Here is an 18,063-nt window from a genome sequence, read left to right as displayed (position 1 = left end):
CCGCCGCCCCGTCGATTCTCTCATGCCGACCGCAACGAACGGCTCCGTCTCGCTGTACTACGACCGTGCGGGCGAGGGCGCGCCCGTCGTCTTCGTCCCCGGGGCCGGCCTCGGCGGCTGGCTGTGGGGCTGGCAACACGCCGCCGTCGCCGGCCCCCACGAGGCCGTCGTCTGGGATCTCCGTGGGACGGGTCGCTCGGATGCACCGCCCGGTCCCTACGACCTCGAGACGCTCGCCGCCGACCTCGAGGCGGTGCTGGCCGACTGCGGGATTCCGAACGCACATCTCGTCGGCTGCGGGCTCGGCGGTGCGATCGCACTTCGTGCCGCTCGAGACTCGAGTCGCGTCGCGACGTTGACGCTGTTCGGAACGGCGGCCGAGGGCGAGGCGTTCGACCTCGAACCGCTCTTTGCCCCGCCGGACGACCGTGACGCGCTTCGGGAGTCGCTCACGGCCGGCCTCTCGACGGACTTCCGCGAGGCCCAACCCGACGCACTCGAGGGGATCGTCGACTGGCGGGCCGACGGCGACGCCGAACGGGACGGCTGGGAGGCACAGGTCGCGGCGCTCGAGGGGTTCGACGCGACCGACTGGCTGGTCGAGGTGACCCAGCCCACGCGGGTGATCCACGGCGGCGCGGACGAACTCGTGTCGCCGGCGGCCGGGACGGCGTTGGCGCGGGGACTGCCCCGCGGGGAGTTCCGCAACCTCGAGGGCGCGGGGCATCTCTGTTTCATCGAGCGCTCGCGGACGGTCAACGATCTCCTGCTGGGCTTTCTCGCGGATCGGACGGATGAATCCACGTAACGGCTCGGCCGACGCGGGGAGTGCTTGCGACTGACCCCCGCCATACTACGTATGCGAGCGTGGAAGCGACCGCCGTGACCCTCTCGCTGGCCCGCCGGGCGGACCGCTTCCCGGATCGGACGGCGGTCGTCGACATCTCCGAGGATCGGCTGTACGCGCCCGCGGAGACGATTCACGAGGACCGGGTTTCCTACGGAGCGCTGTCGGCGATCACGGACCGAACCGCCGAACGGCTCGCCACGCTCGGGATCGGACCCGGCGATACGGTCTGTCTCGTCACCCGAAACCGGGTCGCGACGCTGGGGCTGTTTTTCGCCTGTCGACGGCTCGGGGCGACGCTCGCGCCGGTTTCCCATCTGCTGACGCCCGCCTCCGTCGAGCGTCCCTTCGATGTCCTCGAGCCCGAGATCGTCGTCGCGGAAGCGGCCCAGCGCGATCTAGTGCGGTCGATCCCGTTCGACCGATCGGTGACGCTTGCGGAACTGTCCGAGACGGATCGCGCCGGTGTCGAAGTCGACGATCGCCGGCCGGGCGACGCTCCGCTGCTCGCCCTCCATGGCCAGTCAGGTCGACCGGTCGCGGGCTATGCGAGCGAGACCCTCGAGCGCAACTGCCGGACGGCCGTCGCCGCGTGGGGACTGGCCGCGAACGACGTCGTTCCCCTCACGACGCCGCTGGCCGCGCCGGACGGGCTCGTCCGCGTCGCGCTGTCGGTGTTGTACGTCGGCGGAACGCTCCTGCTCGATCGGGCCTTCGACCCCGGCGACGCCGCGACCGCGATCGCCGAGGAGGGAGCGACGCTGTTGCCCGGCCGAGCGACGGTCCTCCGCGATATCGCAGCCGAAACCGGCTTCGACGCCGCCGCCGACCGGCTCGAGCGTGCGGTCTGCGAAGCGCCGGACGACGGGGCTGTGGTCCGGGCCTACCGAGATCGGGATGTGCCGGTCGCACGGGTCTACGGCCGCCTCGAGTGTCCGACGGCCCTGAGCGAGGGGTTCGTCGGCGACACCCGTGTCGACGAGTCCGAGGGGTCACCGGTCGGCCGTCCGGTTCCGGACTGTCGTGCCCGGCTGGTCGACGACGAGGGGACGGTCCTCGAGGGAGCGGCCGACGGCCGCCTCCAACTCTCGGGGCCGGTGGTGGCCGACGGTTACGTAAACGCTGCCGGAACCGCCGACGAACAGCGGGACGAGCCGACCGCACTCGAGCGTACCGGGGACAACGCCGGCGACCGCGGTTGGATCGCCGACGGCTGGTTCGATACGGGCGACCGGTTCCGGCGGGACGAAGCGGGGACCTACTACCTGCGATGAGTCGCAGTCGCGAGCGTGACCGAGTTCGATTCCGTCGGCGCTCGAGGCGCGGCGCTGGCCGTCGGCAGTTGCGGCAACCACGGCATCGGGCGGAACACCTATTCTTGTCCAGTGGGCAGTATGGCGTAATGAGTAAACCCCGAATCGCCGTCCTGAACGCGGCTCACCGGGACGAGAACACGACGCGGAACTTCCGACGGGAACTCGACGCCTCGCTGGCGGAGTTCGACGCCACCGACGGTACAGTCCCCGACGACTTCGACTACGACGGTGCCGTCGTTACCGGCTCCCGCTCGTCGGTCTACTGGGACGACGACTGGATGCGGCCCGTCAAGGAGTGGGTCGGCGAGGCGATCGATCGCGGGATCCCCTTCCTCGGGGTCTGTTGGGGCCACCAGCTGCTCGCCGACGTCCTCGGGGGCACCGTCGAAGACATGGGCGTCTACGAGGTCGGCTACAGCGAGATCGAACACACCGGCGACTCGCGGCTGTTCGACGGCATCGACGAGACCTTCCTGTCCTTTACCAGCCACTCCGACGCGGTTACTACTCTCCCGCCCGGTGCCGACCCCCTCGCCGAAAACGACTACTCGAACCACGGCTTCCGCACGGGCCGCGTCTTCGGCGTCCAGTTCCACCCCGAGTACGACGCGAAAACCGCCCGCGAACTCGTCCACCGCAAGGACCTCTCCGATGAGCGCCGCGAGTCGATCCTCGCCGAGATCACCGCGGAGAACTACCGGCAGGCCAGCGAAGCGAAACTCGTCTTCGACAACTTCCTCGAGTTCGTTCGCGAGGTGCGCGCGGACGGTGTCGATTCCGGGACCGACAATCGGACTGCGACTCGAGCCGGTCGCTCCGACTGACTAGCCGGTTCCCCCTCCGATTGCTATCTGCTCGAACGGCATTCGATAGCGACTGTAACGTTCTGAATTCGCCCGTCGGAAGACATTGCTCGTAGCGGGAGAACAGTTTTCTCAGTGGAGTCCGCTACTAGCGCATATGAGTACCTCGATCAAGGTCACGGATGTCACGAAATCGTACCTCGAGGAACTTCAAGCAGAGATTCGCCTCGAGACGGGAACGAACGTGACTCAACAGGACCTCCTCGAACGGATCGTTACGAACACGTACGAATCGAAAGACGAGATAATCGACTCGTATCGGGACGATTTCGAGCCACTGTCGGAGGACGAGATCGATCGGTGGCTGTCCGGAACCGTCGACTCAGGTGTCGAGACGACGGAAGAAGACATCGATGAGGTTCTGTACGGCGAATGAGCGTATTTATCGACACTGGTGTTTTCTTCGCGCAGCACGATCGTGCCGCAGCGAGGCATGAAGCGGCAGCCAATGCAATGCAGACAGTCCTCGCAGGCAGTCTCGGCCGTCCATACACGAGCGACTACGTGATCGACGAAGCGATCACGCTTACCCGGAAACGAACGGGTAGCTACGACGCCGCGTGGACTATCGGACGGCGAATCCTCGGTCGTGGTGGATACCCGGATCGGATCGAACTACAGCAGACGACACCGGAACTGTTCGAGGAGACGCTCGAAACGTTCGAGAACTATCGGGATCATTCGCTTAGTTTCACGGACGCGAACACGATCGCGATCGTTGAGCGGGACGGTATCGATTCCGTTCTCAGCTTCGACGACGACTTCGACGGCCTCGTCGATCGGATCGATCCGACGATAATCGGCGACGACTATAGTAGCCGTTGAAACGATTTACACGCTGATCGCAACGCTGTCGTGCGATCAGGTGTGCAATGACTTTCAGCGGCTACTATAGCAGTACAACCGTTCGAATTCTCCCGTTCGACCGATCCGCAAAACGAATCCGATTCGTCGGCTACCGGACCGACCGGAGTGCCAATCAGTCCGCGGCGACTTCGACCTTCGCTTCGTCTGCCTTGCCGATGGCCTCGACGATGAGTTCGGCCACGTCGACGATCTCGATCTCGTCCTCGAAGTCGCCGGTCTTGCGGCCGTCCTCGTACATCGTCATACACATCGGACAGGCGACGACGAACTTCTCGATCCCGCTGCCGGCGTCGGTGTCCTCGAGTGCCTCTCGAATGCGTTCCTCGCTTGGCTTTGGCTCTTCCTCGAAGTCCATCCAGAGGCCGCCACCGCCACCACCACAGCAGAAGGAGTTGCTGCGGTTGCGCGGCATCTCGTCGAGCGTACAGCCGGTCGCCTTGATGAGTTCGCGCGGGGCCTCGTACTCGTCGTTGTATCGACCCAGATGACACGGGTCGTGGTAGGTGACCGTGTAGTCGAGTTCGGTCCCGTCCAGGTCGAGTTTGCCGTCCTCGACGAGCTCCTCGACGGCCTGGGTCCAGTGGTAGACGTCGATCTCGCCGTCGTCGTTCCACTGCTCGTCGTACTCGAAGGGCATCATCGGATCGTCCGAGAACTCGTCGAAGTTGAGTTCCGGGTACTCGTTCTTGAAGGTGTTGTAGGAGTGGGGGTCCGTACAGACGATCTTGTCGAACTCACAGTCCTCCCACGTCTCGACGTGGTGGCCGGCCAGTTCGACGTAGAGCAGTTCCTCGCCGACCCGCCGGATGTCGTTGCCGTCGAACTTCTCGTCGTCGAAGAGGATGCCGAAGCTGACGTCGGCCTCCTTCAGAATCGTCGCCAGCGAGCGGGCGACCTGCTTGTTGCGCTCGTCGTAGCTCGGGAAGTCGCCGACGTACCAGAGGTAGTCGACTTCTTCCTCGCGGGCGTCGGTGACGTCGAACTCGAGGTCCTCGGTCCAGTCGCCGCGATTGCGTGGCGAGTCACCGAAGGTGTTGCCGTTCTGCATGACGTTCTGGAAGACGTCCTGCATGCTCGAGGAGACGTCGCCCTGATCGGTCTGCTGGCGGTTGAGCCGGGTGAAGCTCTTGAGGTGTTCGATCTCGACGGGGCAAGCGTCCATACAGGCCATACAGGCCATACAGGAGTCCATCGTCTCGGAGTTGATCACCGAGGTACCGCCGTCGGCGATGATCGGTTTCTCCTCCCCGCCGGCCTCGAGATCCTCCCGGTAGGACTTCAGGTCGAGGATGACGTTCCGCGGGTCGAGCGGCCGGTCGGAGGCCTTGGCCGGACAGACCGACGAACAGCGACCGCATTTGGTACAGGCGTCCTGGTCGAGGATCTCCTTCCAGGTGAAGTCGTCGATGGACTCGGCGTTGGTCGCGTCCAGGTCCGAGGGGACGTTGGGCAGGCGCTTGCCTGCTTTCTCGTCGCGCGTGACGACGTTTGCAAACGAGGAGATCATGTGGAACGGCTTGGCGTAGGGAATCCACGCGATGAAGAAGAAGGCGATCAGCGAGTGGGACCACCACGCGAGCCAGTGGAGGTTCTCGACGTTGAAGCCGGCCCCGTTCAGTCCGGCCTGCTCGGCGCCCATCGTCGGGAGCCCGACGGCGTCGAAGCCAAGCGCCATTCCGTAGGCGACGAAACTGACGACCTCGTGGTCCGGAATCCCGGCGCTGTAGACGCGCAGCCCCTCGAGCAGGAAGCCGCCGATGCCCAGCGCGAACAGCGTCCAGATGAAGATATCGTCCTCGTTGGAGGTGTGTCGGCCCCAGAGACGGTGGTTGCGCACCCAGTAGCGCCGATACATCGCCATCCCGATGCCGACGACGAACAGCAGCCCCAGCGCGTCGACCATGAACTGGTAGGCGAGATAGAAGTCACCGTCCCAGAACGACATGTGAAGGATCTTCTGGGCGGCGTACTCCTCGGCCATCAGGATCAGCGTCGCGATAAACAGCGTCAGGAATCCCCACAGGATAAACGAGTGCATCAGGCCGCCGTAGAGGTCCCTGTTGAACTGCTTCTCGTTCGAGAGCACGATCTTGGCCGAGCTCACGATGCGGTTCGGCAGGTCGTTCAGACGCGCGAAGGAGTCGTCGTCGCCCTGCGAGTAGCGGGCGAACCGCCGATAGACGCCGTAGGTGAAGACGGCGATGGCGGTAAACGCGAGGAAGTAAAACGTCGCGTACTCGACGCTGGTGATACCCCAGTACGTCTCCCTCGCCACGTCTGACTGTGCTAGTGCATGCATATCCAATGACGGGGAGGGCGGTAACTTAATTCTTGCCACACTCGATCGAAGGCAACCCCGACGCCGTCTTGCGAAAATTTTCCTACTATTTCGAGTTTATAATAGTCGTCCATGTTCGTTTCGCCCGCCCAACCTATCTGGCAACAGGCTTAAATAGCCGCCCGTCGGGAGTGTCCACCCATGAACGACAAAACCGAGGAACTCCGGGACATCTTCACCGACGTCACCGACGGCGAGGAGACCGTCACCGAATCCCAAGAAGACACCCGCGGCTCCTTAGAGCGGGACGAACGGACCGATCAGGAACGCCTCGAGAGCGTCGTCCAGCAGATGCGCGAGCGCTACGAGTTCGAGACGCCCCTCGCAGACGAGGAGTTGATAACGGTCGCCAGAGCCTTCTACGACGCTCGGAGCGACGACGAGATCGCCGACGAACTCGGCGTCGATGTAGACGCGATCTTCGAGGCCCGCATGTCGCTGCATCTCGTGGACGAGGACGACGCCGACGAAGTCGACCTCGCGGCGATTCGCGATCGCGGCGAGGACGACGCGACGCTGGCGGCGGAGTACGGCGTCAGCGAGGATCGGATCCGTCGGTACCGCCGTGTCGCCGAGGCGGACGACCAGTCTCGGACGGCGAACGACCGCTACCGCGACGAGTTCGATAGTGTCCTCTCGGACGCCGACCTCTCCGAACGCATGGCCTCCGACCTCCGCGAGGACGGCCTCGAGGACGCCACTGAGGGGATGGAGACGGACGTGGAGTTCTAGAACCGAACTTTTTGCGCCTCGGGTTCGCCGCAGGCGAACCACTCGGCGCAAAAACTTCGATGAAAAAGGCCGAGCGCTCGCTCCGCTCACGCTCGGCACGACCGATTGCACCGCCGTTTCCGGCGAGACTTCTTATACGAAGCCGCGGCCAGACGGGGCGTGACCCACTCTCCCGTCTCGTTCAGCGACCTGCGGACCGCCGCCTACTGCCCTCGAAAGTGCTACTATCAGCAGCGACTGCCGGCCGAGGAGCGCGAGCCACCGCCCGAAGTCGACTCGATCCGGGCGCTCGAGCCCCGCTACGAATCGCTGCTCGCGGCCCCACCGGGAGATCTCGAGGACGAACCGATCGCCGTCCCGTCGGTCCGGTACCGCGACCGGCTGGCAGCGACCCGGGACCGGCTCGCGGAGAGCGGGCAGTGGGACCGGCTTCGAGACCCGCGCGACCGCGACGTGTTCGCGACCGGCCGCCACTGTCGCGGGATCGTTCACAAGGTCCTTTCCGACCCGCTCGAGCCGGTGCTGGTGTCTTCGGGGGAACCCCCCGAGAACGGCGTCTGGGAGTCCCAGTCGGTCCAGGCGGTCGCGGCCGCGAAGGCAGTCGCCTGGGAACACGGGACGACGGTCAAACGGGCCTGGCTCGAGTATCCCGCCCATGGCGTGATCCGCTCGGTCGACATGACGACCCGCCGGAAAGCGACCTACAGAAGCGCGTTGCGGGCGGTCCGTGAGCTTGACGGTCCGCCCCCGCGGACGACCAATCGCTCGAAATGTGAGTCCTGTGAGTTCGCGGCCGAGTGTGGAGTCAAGACGCGGACGCTTCGATCGCTGCTGGGGCTGTAGGCTCGGCTACCGTGCCAGTACGTGTTTCAGGACCGCGGTCGTGACGGCGAAGACGAGCCCGAAGACGATGCCGATGGGCACCGCGCTCTCGGGCGACTGCCCGCCGATCACGATCTGGCTGCCGGCGTACACACCGCCGGGGACCGTCACGGTGAGGAGGTGCCATAGCACTGACCGCGTCCGAAACCACGAGTCGGTAATGGGCTGACTGCTCATGGGCGGCGTACGGAAACACGTCGGACCGTTGTCGTATGTGGGTTTCGTTGTCAAAGGGGGCAGCAGCGACGTGTTCGGAGCGACCGGCAGCCACGGCTGCTGCGGTTCAGTGTCGCTCGAGCCAGGCCTCGATCTCGTCGGCCATCGCACCGCGGCGGTGGATCGTTCCGCTCGAGACGTCGACGACGGTACTCTCGGTCCCGCCATCGGTCTCGCCGCTGTCGAGGACGACGGCCGCGGCCTCGCGGATTTCCGGATCGAGGTCGTCGATCCGGCGTGCGCTCTCGCGGCCGCTGACGTTCGCGCTGGTCGACGTAATCGGCGTCCCGGCCCGCTCACAGAGTCGCAACGCGACCGCGTGGTCCGGGACCCGGATCCCGACGCGGTCCTGGCCAGCCGTGAGTTCGTCTGGAACCCTCTCGCGTCGCCGACAGAGGACCGTCACGGGGCCGGGGAGAAACGTGCCCATGAACTGCCGTTCCCGCTCGGTCGCGCGGACGTGCTGTAGCGCTGACGGGACCGACGGCACCGCCATGGAGACCGGCTTCGATCGGTCCCGGCTTTTCACCTCGAAGACCCGCTCGACGGCGGCGGGCGAGAGGGCGTCCGCGGCGAGGCCGTAGACCGTCTCCGTCGGGTAGACGACGAGTTTCCCCTCCTCGATCGCCTCGGCTGCGCGGTCGTACTCGCTCATTCGGGTCGAACTCGGCGGATCTCGGGCAAAAACCTGTCGCTCAGCGCCGGTCACTCGAGGCCGAGTTCGGCCTCGAGGGCGTCGTAGTCGGGGAAGTCGGGCCACTCAGTGGCGACCCACGCGCCCTCGATCGTGCGGTCGGCCGCGAGCGCGAAGAAGGCGACGCGGGGTTCGCCGAGGCCGGTCATGCCGTCGAGGTCGTGGGCGATGCCGTAGGACGCGGCGACTTCGTTGCTCGGGTCGCTAAAGAACGTGAAGGGGTAGTCGTTGTCCCCGAGGAATCGTTTGACGCCGTAGGGTGTCGAGGCCGTGAGGCCGACGACGCGGCCGGCGCGGTCGTCCCAGTTTCGCTCCGTCAGTTCGTCCCAGACGTACTTGGCGAGGAACGAGCCGGTCATCGGCGTGAACACGAGGATCGTCGGGCCGTCAGTCTCGGCGACGATCTCCGACAGCGTCCGGTCCTCCCAGAACTCGTCGGTGACCAGCGGTCGGGTGAAGTCGGGTGCGTCCGCGCCGGGTTCGGGGTGATCCGCCGGCCCCAACTCGACGACATCGAACTCCGGCATCAGTCGTCACCTCCGGCCGTCGCCGCGGCTCCCTCGCCGTAGGTCGACTCGAGGTAGTCGACGATGTTGGCGCTTTCGGCCATCGTGACGCCGGTGTTCTCGTCGACGACGACGGGGACGGTCCGGACGCCGGCGACGCGTTTGACGACGTCTCGCTCGGAGTGCATCGGTTCGACGAACCGCGAGCGATAGCCCAGCTCGTACTCCTCGAGGAGCCGCGCGACTCGCTCGCAGAACGGACAGCCTTGGAGCCGGTAGAACGTGATCTGTCGGTCGTCGGTGTCGCTCATCGTCGCGTATAGGGGAAACAGCCGGGTAAACGTGTCGTCGGCGGCGGCGATGGCCGTCATTGTAAAATGGGAAACGGTTAACCGATCCGGCTATTAGGCTGTACATCAATGGCGTTGTCTCCGTCGCTTGCGGTCCCGATGGTTGCCTACGAGCTGCCGGTCGTGGGCGTCGAGTTCGATCAGTCGATAGTGGCGGCCCTCGGCGCACTCGTGATCGTCGTTCTCGTCGCCCTGTCGGCGTTTTTCTCCTCCTCGGAGATCGCGATGTTCAACCTCCCGAAACACCGTCTCGAGGGGATGTTAGAGGAAGAGATCACCGGCGCGGAGCTGGTGAAGTCGCTCAAAGACGATCCCCACCGGCTGCTCGTGACGATTCTGGTCGGCAACAACCTCGTCAACATCGCGATGTCGTCGATCGCGACGGCGCTGCTCGGCCTGTACTTCGAGTCGGGGCTGGTGCCGGTCGTGCTGTCGACGTTCGGCGTGACGGCGATCGTCCTCCTGTTCGGCGAGAGCGTCCCCAAGTCCTACGCCGTGGAGAACACCGAGTCGTGGTCGGTCCGCATCTCGAAACCGCTGAAGCTCACCGAGTACCTACTCTTTCCCCTGATCGTCCTCTTCGATTACCTCACCCGCCAAATCAACCGCCTCATCGGCTCGACGGGCGCGATCGAGTCGCCCTACGTCACCCGCGACGAGATCCAAGAGATGATCGAGTCCGGCGAGCGCGAGGGCGTCCTGGAGGAGGAGGAACACGAGATGCTCACGCGGATCTTCCGCTTTAACAACACCATCGTCAAGGAGGTGATGACCCCGCGACTCGACATGACGGCGGTGCCGAAAGACGCCCCGATCGACGAGGCCATCGAGACCTGTATCCAGAGCGGTCACGCCCGCATCCCGGTCTACGAGGGCAGCCTCGACAACGTGCAAGGCGTCGTCCACATCCGCGATCTCGTCCGGGACCTGAACTACGGCGAGGCGGCAAACGACGAACTCGAGCTAGCGGATCTCATCCAGCCGACGCTACACGTTCCCGAGTCGAAAAACGTCGACGAACTGTTGACCGAGATGCGGGAAAACCGGATGCACATGGCCATCGTCATCGACGAGTTCGGCACCACCGAGGGGCTGGTGACGATGGAGGACATGATCGAGGAGATCATCGGCGAGATCTTGGAGGGCGGCGAGGAACAGCCCATCGAGGAGATCGCCGACGACACCGTCCTCGTCCGCGGTGAGGTCAACATCGAGGACGTCAACGAAGCGCTGGACATCGAACTCCCCGAGGGACAGGAGTTCGAGACCATCGCCGGCTTCATCTTCAACCGTGCCGGCCGGCTCGTCGAGGAGGGTGAGGAGATCACCTACGACGGCGTCCGTATCACCGTCGAGACCGTCGAGAACACCCGCATCCTGAAAGCCCGACTCACGAAACTCGAGCAGCCGGACGACGACGAACCGGAACCCGACGACGCAGCGCCGCTCGAGGCCGACAACGACCACGAGTAGCCCGCCGGGTCACTACTTCCTGTCGATCGAGCGCGACCGCGGGCCGGATCAGCTCTCCGAACCGACGAGTGCGGCGACATCGCGTGCGACCGCCGGCGGGACGACGATTCGACGGGGTCCCTGCACGTACTGCCCGTCCGGCTGGGCGTACGTCAGCGAGAGGACGGCCGCGTCGCCGAGGCGGCGGATCGAAACCGCTTCGATGACTGCGAGATCGATCACCTGTTCGGGTTCGTAGAGATAGATCGTTCGCTCCTCGGGATCGAGCCTGCCGACCGACTGGAGAAACGACGCGAGAACGAGCGCGACGAGCGCGAGCGGAACCGATGCCGCCGCGACGAAGGTAAAGGGACTGGCACCGACGGCCAACAGTTCGTTTTGCGAGACGTACCGCCCGACCCCCATCAACAGGCCGATGACACCCCCCATTACGACGGTCCCGACGGCCGCGTCGACCGCGCGGTCCAGTCGCTTCTCGCCGGGGACGTCGACCGGGAGTCGCTCGAGGTGACGTTCGGTGTCGCTCGAGGCGGCGACCGCGAGGACGGTCGCGGCGATGGCTGCGATGAGCGCGACGACGACGGTGTGGCCGGTCCCGCCGGCTGCCTCGCCGGCGAGCCTGTAGAGCCGCCAGCAGACGACCGTCAGGATCGCGGCGAAAAAGGTGCCGACGCCGAACGTCCACAGCAGTCGGACGGTACGTGAGGTACTGGCGTCACGACGCCACTGGATCGTCTCGTCGTCGGCATCGGTGACGTCGACGGCGTCCTCGTCCATACGTCGGACTCACGACCCGTCGGGTAAAGACCGTTCGATGTCGGCCGGCTCACAGCAGGACCGCGGCGACGGCGGTGTAGCCGACAAAGGAGACGGTGATCGCGCCGGCCAGCGACCCGATCCACGCGAGGACGGTCACGCCCATCTTGCGGGCGCTGACGCCGCCGCCGGCGCCGGCCGCGGCGTAGCCGCTCCCGATGATCGCGCTGACGATGATCTCGTTGAACGAGACCGGAATGCCGTAGAAGACGGCGGTCTGGGCGATGATAAACGAGGGAATGAGCGCGGCGATCGACCGCCGCGGACCCAGCGAGGAGTAGTCCTGCGAGATCGCCTTGATCATTCGTGGCGCACCGGTCCACGACCCCAGCAGGAGGCCGAACCCGCCACCGACCAGCATCGCGAGCAGGGGCAGATCGAGTTCGCCCGACAGCGGGATCAGCGGCCCGATCGCCAGCCCGACCTGACTGCCGCCGGCCGAAAAGGCCACCAGTCCGCCGAGGACGAGCAGGAAGTGTCGTTCGCCCCGTTCGGTGCCGTTGCGGAGGTCCAGCCCGATCGCGACCGCCCACAGCACCGCGATCACGGCCGTTGCGAGGGCGGTCCCGGCGATCGCCGGCCCGGGAAGCGAGACGCTCGAGGCCTGTGCGATCGATTGCCCGCCCGCGTCCGCCGGACCGAGGATCGCGAACTCGATGTTGGCGACGATCGCGCCGACCACGGCGGCCAGCACGACGATGAGATACTCCTCGGGGACCACCTCGGCGCGTAGCGCTCGAGCGACCGCGTAGGCGATCGAGCCGCCGACGAACGGCGTGAGAACCCACAGGGTGGCGATCTCGCTGTATTTCGCCCACGCCGGATCGCCGCCCATCGCGAGGCCGACGCCGATGACTGCCCCCGTGACGGTAAACGCCGTCGCGATCGGGTATCCCGTGAAGATCCCGATCGCAACCAGGGCGGCCGCGATCAGCAGCGCCAGCGTCGCGGCCAGCGAGGAGAGAGTTACGCCGCCAATCAGTTCTGTCCCCACCGCCTCGGAGACGTTGGCACCCTGCAAGACTGCGCCGGAGAAGCCGAGCAGCCCGACGAGAAAGCCCGCTCGCATCACCGAAATCGCGTTCGCACCGACCGCCGGCGCGAACGGCGTCGACCCGCTCGAGCCGGCACCGATCGCCCACGCCATGAAGAGGCTCGCGATCGCAGCGACGCCGAAGGTCCCGAGCGTGGCGATATCGACCATCTACTCGCTTCCTATTAGCGGCCCCTACAAGTGTGTGCCGACCTGCGGCTGCCAGTGGCGGCCGTTCGGGTAGCGTAACGGCACCGGGCCTGCTCGAGTTACTGCAGGTGGGAAGCCGTGAGAATCCGCCTGGTCTCCACGTCCATCTGTCGCCGTTTGGACAGTCAATATTACCTGACTGACTCGGAATCGGTCGCGACGTGGTCGAGAAAGAACCCCTTGTGTCTGTATAGGATCCACAGTCCGGTCAGCCAGAGCGCCACGGCGGCCACGACACCGAGTAGCAGATCGACATCACTCTCGAGAGTACGTGCGCCGAGAATCCCGAAAAACCCCGATAGAATGTGACCACTCCACGCAAGGACGCCGCCGGCGAGGCCGATCGGCCGGCCAGTGATGATCGTCCATCCGATACCGACTGTACACGCACCGACGACGATTGCTGGCCAGAGTCCGAGGGGGGTATCTTCACTAATACCTTGAATACCGATTTGAATTCCGTTGATGAGGACCAGCCATCCCAGTATTCCAACGCCGAGCGGTGCCCCATCGGCGGTCGGCTCGAGGAGCCAGTTGCCGGTCGCGCGTCGGTCGCGTTCCATACGGCAATTCTGTCAGCACACCACAATATTCTATCTATATTCGAGCGGAGCGCTCCTGGACCGAGTGAGACGACAACCCGACGGGTCGTCTCAGTTCGTCGTCGACCGCGAGTTGTCGTCGGGTTCCGGCGGCGGCTCCGCGCCCTCGATGGCCTCGGCCGCGTCGGTGTCTTTCTCGACTTCGACGTGCCAGCGGTCGATCTCGTCCTCGTACTCGGCGAGTCGCTCCGAGACCGCCTCCTTGAGGTCGTCGTCGTTGACGTTGACCTCGAAGACGAACTGTTCGCCGTTGCCGCCGTTGCGCGTCGACTGCTGGACGTTGGCGCTGACGAGTTCGTTGTCGAAGTAGTACGGCGCGAGCTGAGTCATCACGTTCTGGTAGACCGTGTCCTCGACCCGACGCAGGGCCTTGCGGCTCGCTGAGTCGGCCGCGCGCGCGACGTAATCGATCGACTCCTTCCAGTTGTCGACCGCGGCCCCGGCGTCGTCGTCCTCGAGGCTCTCGTAGGACTCCGAGAGCTTCTCGCCGGCGGTCTTGATGTCCTCGTCGGGCTCCTTGCCGGCCTTTTCGCCTTTGCCTTCCTCGACGCTGGCTTGGTCGGCGGTCTTTTCGCTGACGTCGGAATCGAGGGTTTCGTGGGCTTTGGGTCGCCACTCGTCCCATTCCTCGAAGGCACGCGCGAAGCGCGCGCCCCACTCCTGATCGGGATCGTGGACGTCGACATCGCGGAGCGCGCGCGTGATTCGCTCCCCGTGTTCGACGATATCGCCCCAGTCACCGCGGACTTTGAACCCCGAGATGCTCTCTTCCATTCGGCTGGCCGAGGGGTAGCGTGCGGACAGGTATAAACTTCTCTGCCGTCGGTCACGTGGATCGGTACCGGGGGACGTTACCGCTGGCCGCTCGTCCCGCGGCCGCCCATCGACTGCCCGCCGACCATCTCGAGCAGCGTCGTACAGGAGTCCATCGTCCGATCGATCGCTGAGATCGTCTCAGCAACGTGGGGATGTTGCTGGTACTGCTGGAGTTCCGGCAGGCCCTCCCGGGCGATCCGGATGAACGTGTCCGCGATTTCGGGGCCGAACATCGAGTCCCTGGCGATCAGCTTCTCGTTGAACGCGGCCAGTTCCGCGATGTCGCGACAGATCGCCGCACACGTCGCGAGCTGTGGCCCCTCCGAGGCACACATCTTCGCACACCAGTCGGCGACGTGGGACAGTTCGGTGAAGTCCTCGAGCGCGATCCGCAGTTCGTTGGTGAGGTGGTCCTCGAACGATCGCTGGCCCTGCGTTCCCTGGCTTCCCATCCGCTGGCCGCCGCCAATCGACTGCTGACCACCCGTTTGTTGGCCGCCGCTGGTCGGCTGCTGGCCGCTCATTCGTTGCCTGCCCATCGGTTGTTGCCCGCCCGTCCCCTGCATTCCGCCTCGGCTCGTCGGTTGCTGTCCCGTCGGTCCCTGTCGCGGCTGCTGGTGGTGCTGGTTGCTCATTGGAATTCCTCGCCCGTGATCGGGCACCGGAGGCTACGCCGATCGGCCGATTAAACCGGAGCCACCGTTACGACCGTTTCGGCCGGGCGAAGCCGGTTTCGGGTGTCGTAGCGACCGCCCGAATTTCGGGCGGAGTGTGGCTTGCGCCTCGGTAAAACCCTGTTAGCGGTCACAATTCATCCTTTCCCCCGGTGCGACCGTCTCGACACGGTGTCGCGTCGCACGGTCGTCGCCGCTGATCGACACTGTGAACTACCCGGCGGGTGGCCATACGGGTATGCCGATCGAAGACCGGGACAACGCCTATCTCATCACTCACGCACTGGCCAAGGACACGCTGAGTCGGCTCCGCGACGTCGAAACCGAGCAGGTCAGCTTCCGGAAGGGACTGGTCAAACTCGGTCGGATCTGTGGCTACGAGATCATCGACGGCCGCATGGAGACCGAGTACGTCGAGATCGAGACGCCCTTAGAGCAGACGATGGGCGAGCGCGTTCGCGGCCTCGACGACGTCGTGATCATCAACGTCTTACGCGCGGCGACGCCGTTCGTCGAGGGACTGCTAAAGGCCTTCCCGCGGGCGCGACAGGGCGTCATTAGCGCGAGCCGCGACGAGGAGGCCGGCCGCGAGGAGGACGGCTCGTTCCCCATCACGGTCGACTACGTGAAACTGCCCGAAATCACCGAGGACGACACGGTCATCATCGCCGACCCGATGCTCGCAACCGGGAGTACGATGTGTACCGTCCTCGATCACATCGTCGAGAACGCGGTGCAACCGGAGAACCTGATCGTCCTCTCGGCGGTGTCGGCACCGGAGGGACTGCTCCGGGTTGACGATGAGTTCGACGAGGCCGACCTGCTGACGGTGTCGATCGACGACCGACTCGACGAGAACGGCTTCATCGTCCCCGGACTGGGCGACGCCGGCGACCGCGCGTTCCGCACGACCTGATACGGTTTGCTGTCCCGATGTCCTGGCGGGACTGCAGGGCGGTCGCGGTCCCACCGGTAATGACGGACAGTCGACCGTATGAACTCGCGCTCGAGGTATCACCGAGCGGACTGGTGGCGACGGACTTTTGCGGACCGCCTCGTACAGACCCCCATGGAGTACAGCGTCGTCGATCCGGACGACCTCGAGTACGTCGACGAACGGCCCTGTGACCTCCGTCGACTGAGCGACGCGGCCGGCCTGGACAACGTCGCGATCAACCGCTTCGACGCGGCACCGGGCGAACAGTTACCGCTGGCCTATCACGTCCACGACACCCAAGAGGAGGCGTTCCTCGTCCTCTCTGGGACGCTCCACGTCGAGACGCCCGAGGGCGACCTCGAGGTTCCCGAGGGATCGTTGTTCGCGGCCCGGCCGGAGTCGCCACACCGGGCCTACAATCCCGAAGACGCCGACGAACGGGTGTCGGTCGTGGCGATCGGTGCGCCGGCGGTCGACGACGTCGCGCCCTACGAACCCGAGGCGTAACCTCGAGCGTCCGCCACCTCCCCGCTGCAGGCATCGATTCCCAGCGCCGCGTTCACCGGCTACTGCTGGCTGACCGCGGTGGCGAGCAGGTCACTGCCGGCGATGAACGTGGGGTGCCGATCGGCCGGATATGGTCCGGTAGCCGATTGAGACGCACTGCGAGGACGATGCAACCGAGACCGCCGACGTTTCTGGCCGTGTTCATTCGAACGATCCCGGTGTGGGTATGGGTGTCCGCGACCCCTTCGTTTCCAGTCGAACCCGACTTTTGTCTTCCCCTCATCTGTCGCGAGGAATATAAGGCTATATAGATAATTATGTTTTTGAACGAATATTCGTCATTAGGGTCTGTAATGTAGGGATGCAAACTAATACTGAGGATACGATTGACAATCAATAATGTATATAGCCCCGTTACTTGGAATCGAAGTATGTCATCTCATTTCAACAGGCGCAATTTTGTCAAGGCAGCGGGTGCTGCTGGGATCACCGGTCTCGCCGGCTGTCTCAGTGGTGGCGGCGACGGAAACACGCTTTCGTGGCACGCGGGCGGTACTGGCGGCACGTACTACCCGCTCTCGAATAACTTCAAAACGATCGTCGAAGACAACACGGAGTACTCCCTGCAGGTCCAGTCGACGGGCGCGAGTCTCGAGAACGTCGGAAGCCTCAACCGTGAGGACGCCGAGTTCGCACTGATTCAAAACGACATCGCTTACTTCGCGGTCAACGGCACGGGTCACAAGGACCTCGAAGGCAACGCGATGGAGAACATCCGGGGCGTCGCGACGCTGTACCCTGAGACGATTCACGTCATCACGCAGGCCGATTCGGACATCGAGACGGTCGCGGACCTCGACGGCAAAACGGTCAACACCGGCGATGCAGGCAGCGGGACGCAGGTCAACGCGTTGCAGATTCTCGAAACTGCCGGCATCGAACAGGGCGACTTCACCGAGCAAAACACCGACTTCGATACGGCGACCGACCAGATCCGCGACGGCGACGTCGACGCGGCGTTCGTCGTCGGCGGCTGGCCGGTCGGCTCCATCGAGAACCTCGCGACCAGTGCGGGTATTTCCATCGTCGAGATCGGCGGCGAGACCCGCGAGAACGTGATGAACGAGGCCGACTGGTTCGCCGAGGACACGATCCCTGCCGACACCTACGACGGGGTCAGTGAGGCCGTCGAGACGGTGTCGGTCCAGGCGATGATCGCGACCCACGAGGGGGTCGACGAGGAGACCGTCGAGGCCGTTACGACGGCGATCTTCGACCACACCGGCGACATCGATCAGAAGGCGGAGTTCATCGATGTCGAGTCGGCACAGAACGGGATGTCGATCGATCTCCACTCGGGCGCTGCAGCGTACTTCGACTGATC

Annotated in this window: 21 protein-coding genes; 11 read left to right on the top strand and 10 right to left on the bottom strand. The window is 64.9% G+C overall.

Going from position 1 to position 18,063, the window contains the following annotated elements:
- Window positions 1-22 precede the first annotated feature (22 nt).
- From ACERIM_RS08700 to ACERIM_RS08680, 5 genes are all read left to right on the top strand, one after another.
- The gene (locus tag ACERIM_RS08700; RefSeq protein WP_373632122.1) at window positions 23-808 is read left to right on the top strand and encodes an alpha/beta fold hydrolase; all 786 of its coding nucleotides are present in this window, start codon (window positions 23-25) and stop codon (window positions 806-808) included.
- 59 nt (window positions 809-867) lie between these two features.
- Complete coding sequence (locus tag ACERIM_RS08695; protein ID WP_373632120.1) at window positions 868-2,121, top strand: class I adenylate-forming enzyme family protein; 1,254 nt, start codon at window positions 868-870, stop codon at window positions 2,119-2,121.
- Between the two features lie 128 nt (window positions 2,122-2,249).
- Window positions 2,250-2,987, top strand: a complete 738-nt coding sequence (locus tag ACERIM_RS08690) for a type 1 glutamine amidotransferase (RefSeq protein WP_049965242.1) — start codon at window positions 2,250-2,252, stop codon at window positions 2,985-2,987.
- A gap of 136 nt (window positions 2,988-3,123) precedes the next feature.
- Complete coding sequence (locus ACERIM_RS08685) at window positions 3,124-3,402, top strand: hypothetical protein (RefSeq protein ID WP_006648485.1); 279 nt, start codon at window positions 3,124-3,126, stop codon at window positions 3,400-3,402.
- Entirely contained in the window at window positions 3,399-3,851 is a 453-nt protein-coding gene (locus tag ACERIM_RS08680) for a type II toxin-antitoxin system VapC family toxin (RefSeq protein ID WP_049905484.1), read from the top strand. Before ACERIM_RS08685 ends, ACERIM_RS08680 begins: the two co-directional genes overlap by 4 nt.
- 154 nt (window positions 3,852-4,005) lie before the next feature.
- Here ACERIM_RS08680 and ACERIM_RS08675 read toward each other — a convergent pair whose 3' ends face one another.
- On the bottom strand, window positions 4,006-6,192 hold the full coding sequence (locus ACERIM_RS08675; RefSeq protein WP_049905485.1) for a heterodisulfide reductase-related iron-sulfur binding cluster: 2,187 nt from the start codon (window positions 6,190-6,192) through the stop codon (window positions 4,006-4,008).
- Window positions 6,193-6,372: 180 nt separating this feature from the next.
- On the opposite strand from ACERIM_RS08675, the gene ACERIM_RS08670 reads away from it, so the two are divergent.
- Together ACERIM_RS08670 and ACERIM_RS08665 are read left to right on the top strand one after the other, a co-directional pair.
- Complete coding sequence (locus ACERIM_RS08670; RefSeq protein ID WP_373632118.1) at window positions 6,373-6,963, top strand: conditioned medium-induced protein 4; 591 nt, start codon at window positions 6,373-6,375, stop codon at window positions 6,961-6,963.
- Between the two features lie 159 nt (window positions 6,964-7,122).
- A complete protein-coding gene (locus tag ACERIM_RS08665; RefSeq protein WP_373632116.1) occupies window positions 7,123-7,806 on the top strand; it encodes a hypothetical protein in 684 nt (227 codons plus the stop codon).
- Window positions 7,807-7,812: 6 nt separating this feature from the next.
- On the opposite strand, the gene ACERIM_RS08660 is transcribed toward ACERIM_RS08665, so the two are convergent.
- From ACERIM_RS08660 to ACERIM_RS08645, 4 genes are all read right to left on the bottom strand, one after another.
- A complete protein-coding gene (locus tag ACERIM_RS08660) occupies window positions 7,813-7,977 on the bottom strand; it encodes a hypothetical protein (protein WP_373632114.1) in 165 nt (54 codons plus the stop codon).
- A gap of 151 nt (window positions 7,978-8,128) precedes the next feature.
- Window positions 8,129-8,716 (bottom strand): L-threonylcarbamoyladenylate synthase, encoded by a 588-nt coding sequence (locus ACERIM_RS08655; RefSeq protein ID WP_373632112.1) that lies wholly within the window; start codon window positions 8,714-8,716, stop codon window positions 8,129-8,131.
- Between the two features lie 50 nt (window positions 8,717-8,766).
- Window positions 8,767-9,282, bottom strand: coding sequence for a redoxin domain-containing protein (locus ACERIM_RS08650; RefSeq protein WP_006648491.1), 516 nt, complete (start codon window positions 9,280-9,282; stop codon window positions 8,767-8,769).
- The gene (locus ACERIM_RS08645; RefSeq protein WP_049905504.1) at window positions 9,282-9,572 is read right to left on the bottom strand and encodes a glutathione S-transferase N-terminal domain-containing protein; all 291 of its coding nucleotides are present in this window, start codon (window positions 9,570-9,572) and stop codon (window positions 9,282-9,284) included. The genes ACERIM_RS08650 and ACERIM_RS08645 overlap by 1 nt, the downstream gene beginning before the upstream one ends.
- A gap of 108 nt (window positions 9,573-9,680) precedes the next feature.
- Here ACERIM_RS08645 and ACERIM_RS08640 point away from each other — a divergent pair, with 108 nt between their 5' ends.
- Window positions 9,681-11,084, top strand: coding sequence for a hemolysin family protein (locus tag ACERIM_RS08640; protein WP_049965236.1), 1,404 nt, complete (start codon window positions 9,681-9,683; stop codon window positions 11,082-11,084).
- Between the two features lie 48 nt (window positions 11,085-11,132).
- Here ACERIM_RS08640 and ACERIM_RS08635 read toward each other — a convergent pair whose 3' ends face one another.
- From ACERIM_RS08635 to ACERIM_RS08615, 5 genes are all read right to left on the bottom strand, one after another.
- Complete coding sequence (locus ACERIM_RS08635; protein ID WP_373632110.1) at window positions 11,133-11,861, bottom strand: hypothetical protein; 729 nt, start codon at window positions 11,859-11,861, stop codon at window positions 11,133-11,135.
- 49 nt (window positions 11,862-11,910) lie between these two features.
- Entirely contained in the window at window positions 11,911-13,104 is a 1,194-nt protein-coding gene (locus ACERIM_RS08630) for an anion permease (protein ID WP_373632108.1), read from the bottom strand.
- Between the two features lie 170 nt (window positions 13,105-13,274).
- Window positions 13,275-13,706: a hypothetical protein gene (locus tag ACERIM_RS08625; protein WP_373632106.1), complete on the bottom strand. Its 432-nt coding sequence runs from the start codon at window positions 13,704-13,706 to the stop codon at window positions 13,275-13,277.
- Window positions 13,707-13,796: 90 nt separating this feature from the next.
- On the bottom strand, window positions 13,797-14,519 hold the full coding sequence (locus ACERIM_RS08620; protein WP_006183136.1) for a DUF5828 family protein: 723 nt from the start codon (window positions 14,517-14,519) through the stop codon (window positions 13,797-13,799).
- A 77-nt stretch (window positions 14,520-14,596) separates the two neighbouring features.
- Window positions 14,597-15,013: a hypothetical protein gene (locus ACERIM_RS08615; protein ID WP_373632599.1), complete on the bottom strand. Its 417-nt coding sequence runs from the start codon at window positions 15,011-15,013 to the stop codon at window positions 14,597-14,599.
- Between the two features lie 460 nt (window positions 15,014-15,473).
- Here ACERIM_RS08615 and upp point away from each other — a divergent pair, with 460 nt between their 5' ends.
- The 3 genes from upp to ACERIM_RS08600 all read left to right on the top strand — a co-directional run bounded on the left by upp (window position 15,474) and on the right by ACERIM_RS08600 (window position 18,061).
- A complete protein-coding gene (gene upp, locus ACERIM_RS08610; RefSeq protein WP_006648498.1) occupies window positions 15,474-16,151 on the top strand; it encodes a uracil phosphoribosyltransferase in 678 nt (225 codons plus the stop codon).
- 153 nt (window positions 16,152-16,304) lie between these two features.
- Complete coding sequence (locus tag ACERIM_RS08605) at window positions 16,305-16,679, top strand: cupin domain-containing protein (RefSeq protein WP_006648499.1); 375 nt, start codon at window positions 16,305-16,307, stop codon at window positions 16,677-16,679.
- Between the two features lie 431 nt (window positions 16,680-17,110).
- Window positions 17,111-18,061, top strand: a complete 951-nt coding sequence (locus ACERIM_RS08600) for a TAXI family TRAP transporter solute-binding subunit (protein WP_006648500.1) — start codon at window positions 17,111-17,113, stop codon at window positions 18,059-18,061.
- Window positions 18,062-18,063: the final 2 nt, after the last annotated feature.

The organism is Natrinema sp. H-ect1, from assembly GCF_041821105.1.
GTDB lineage: Archaea > Halobacteriota > Halobacteria > Halobacteriales > Natrialbaceae > Natrinema > Natrinema thermotolerans.
This window is presented reverse-complemented; position numbering and strand designations above follow the sequence as displayed.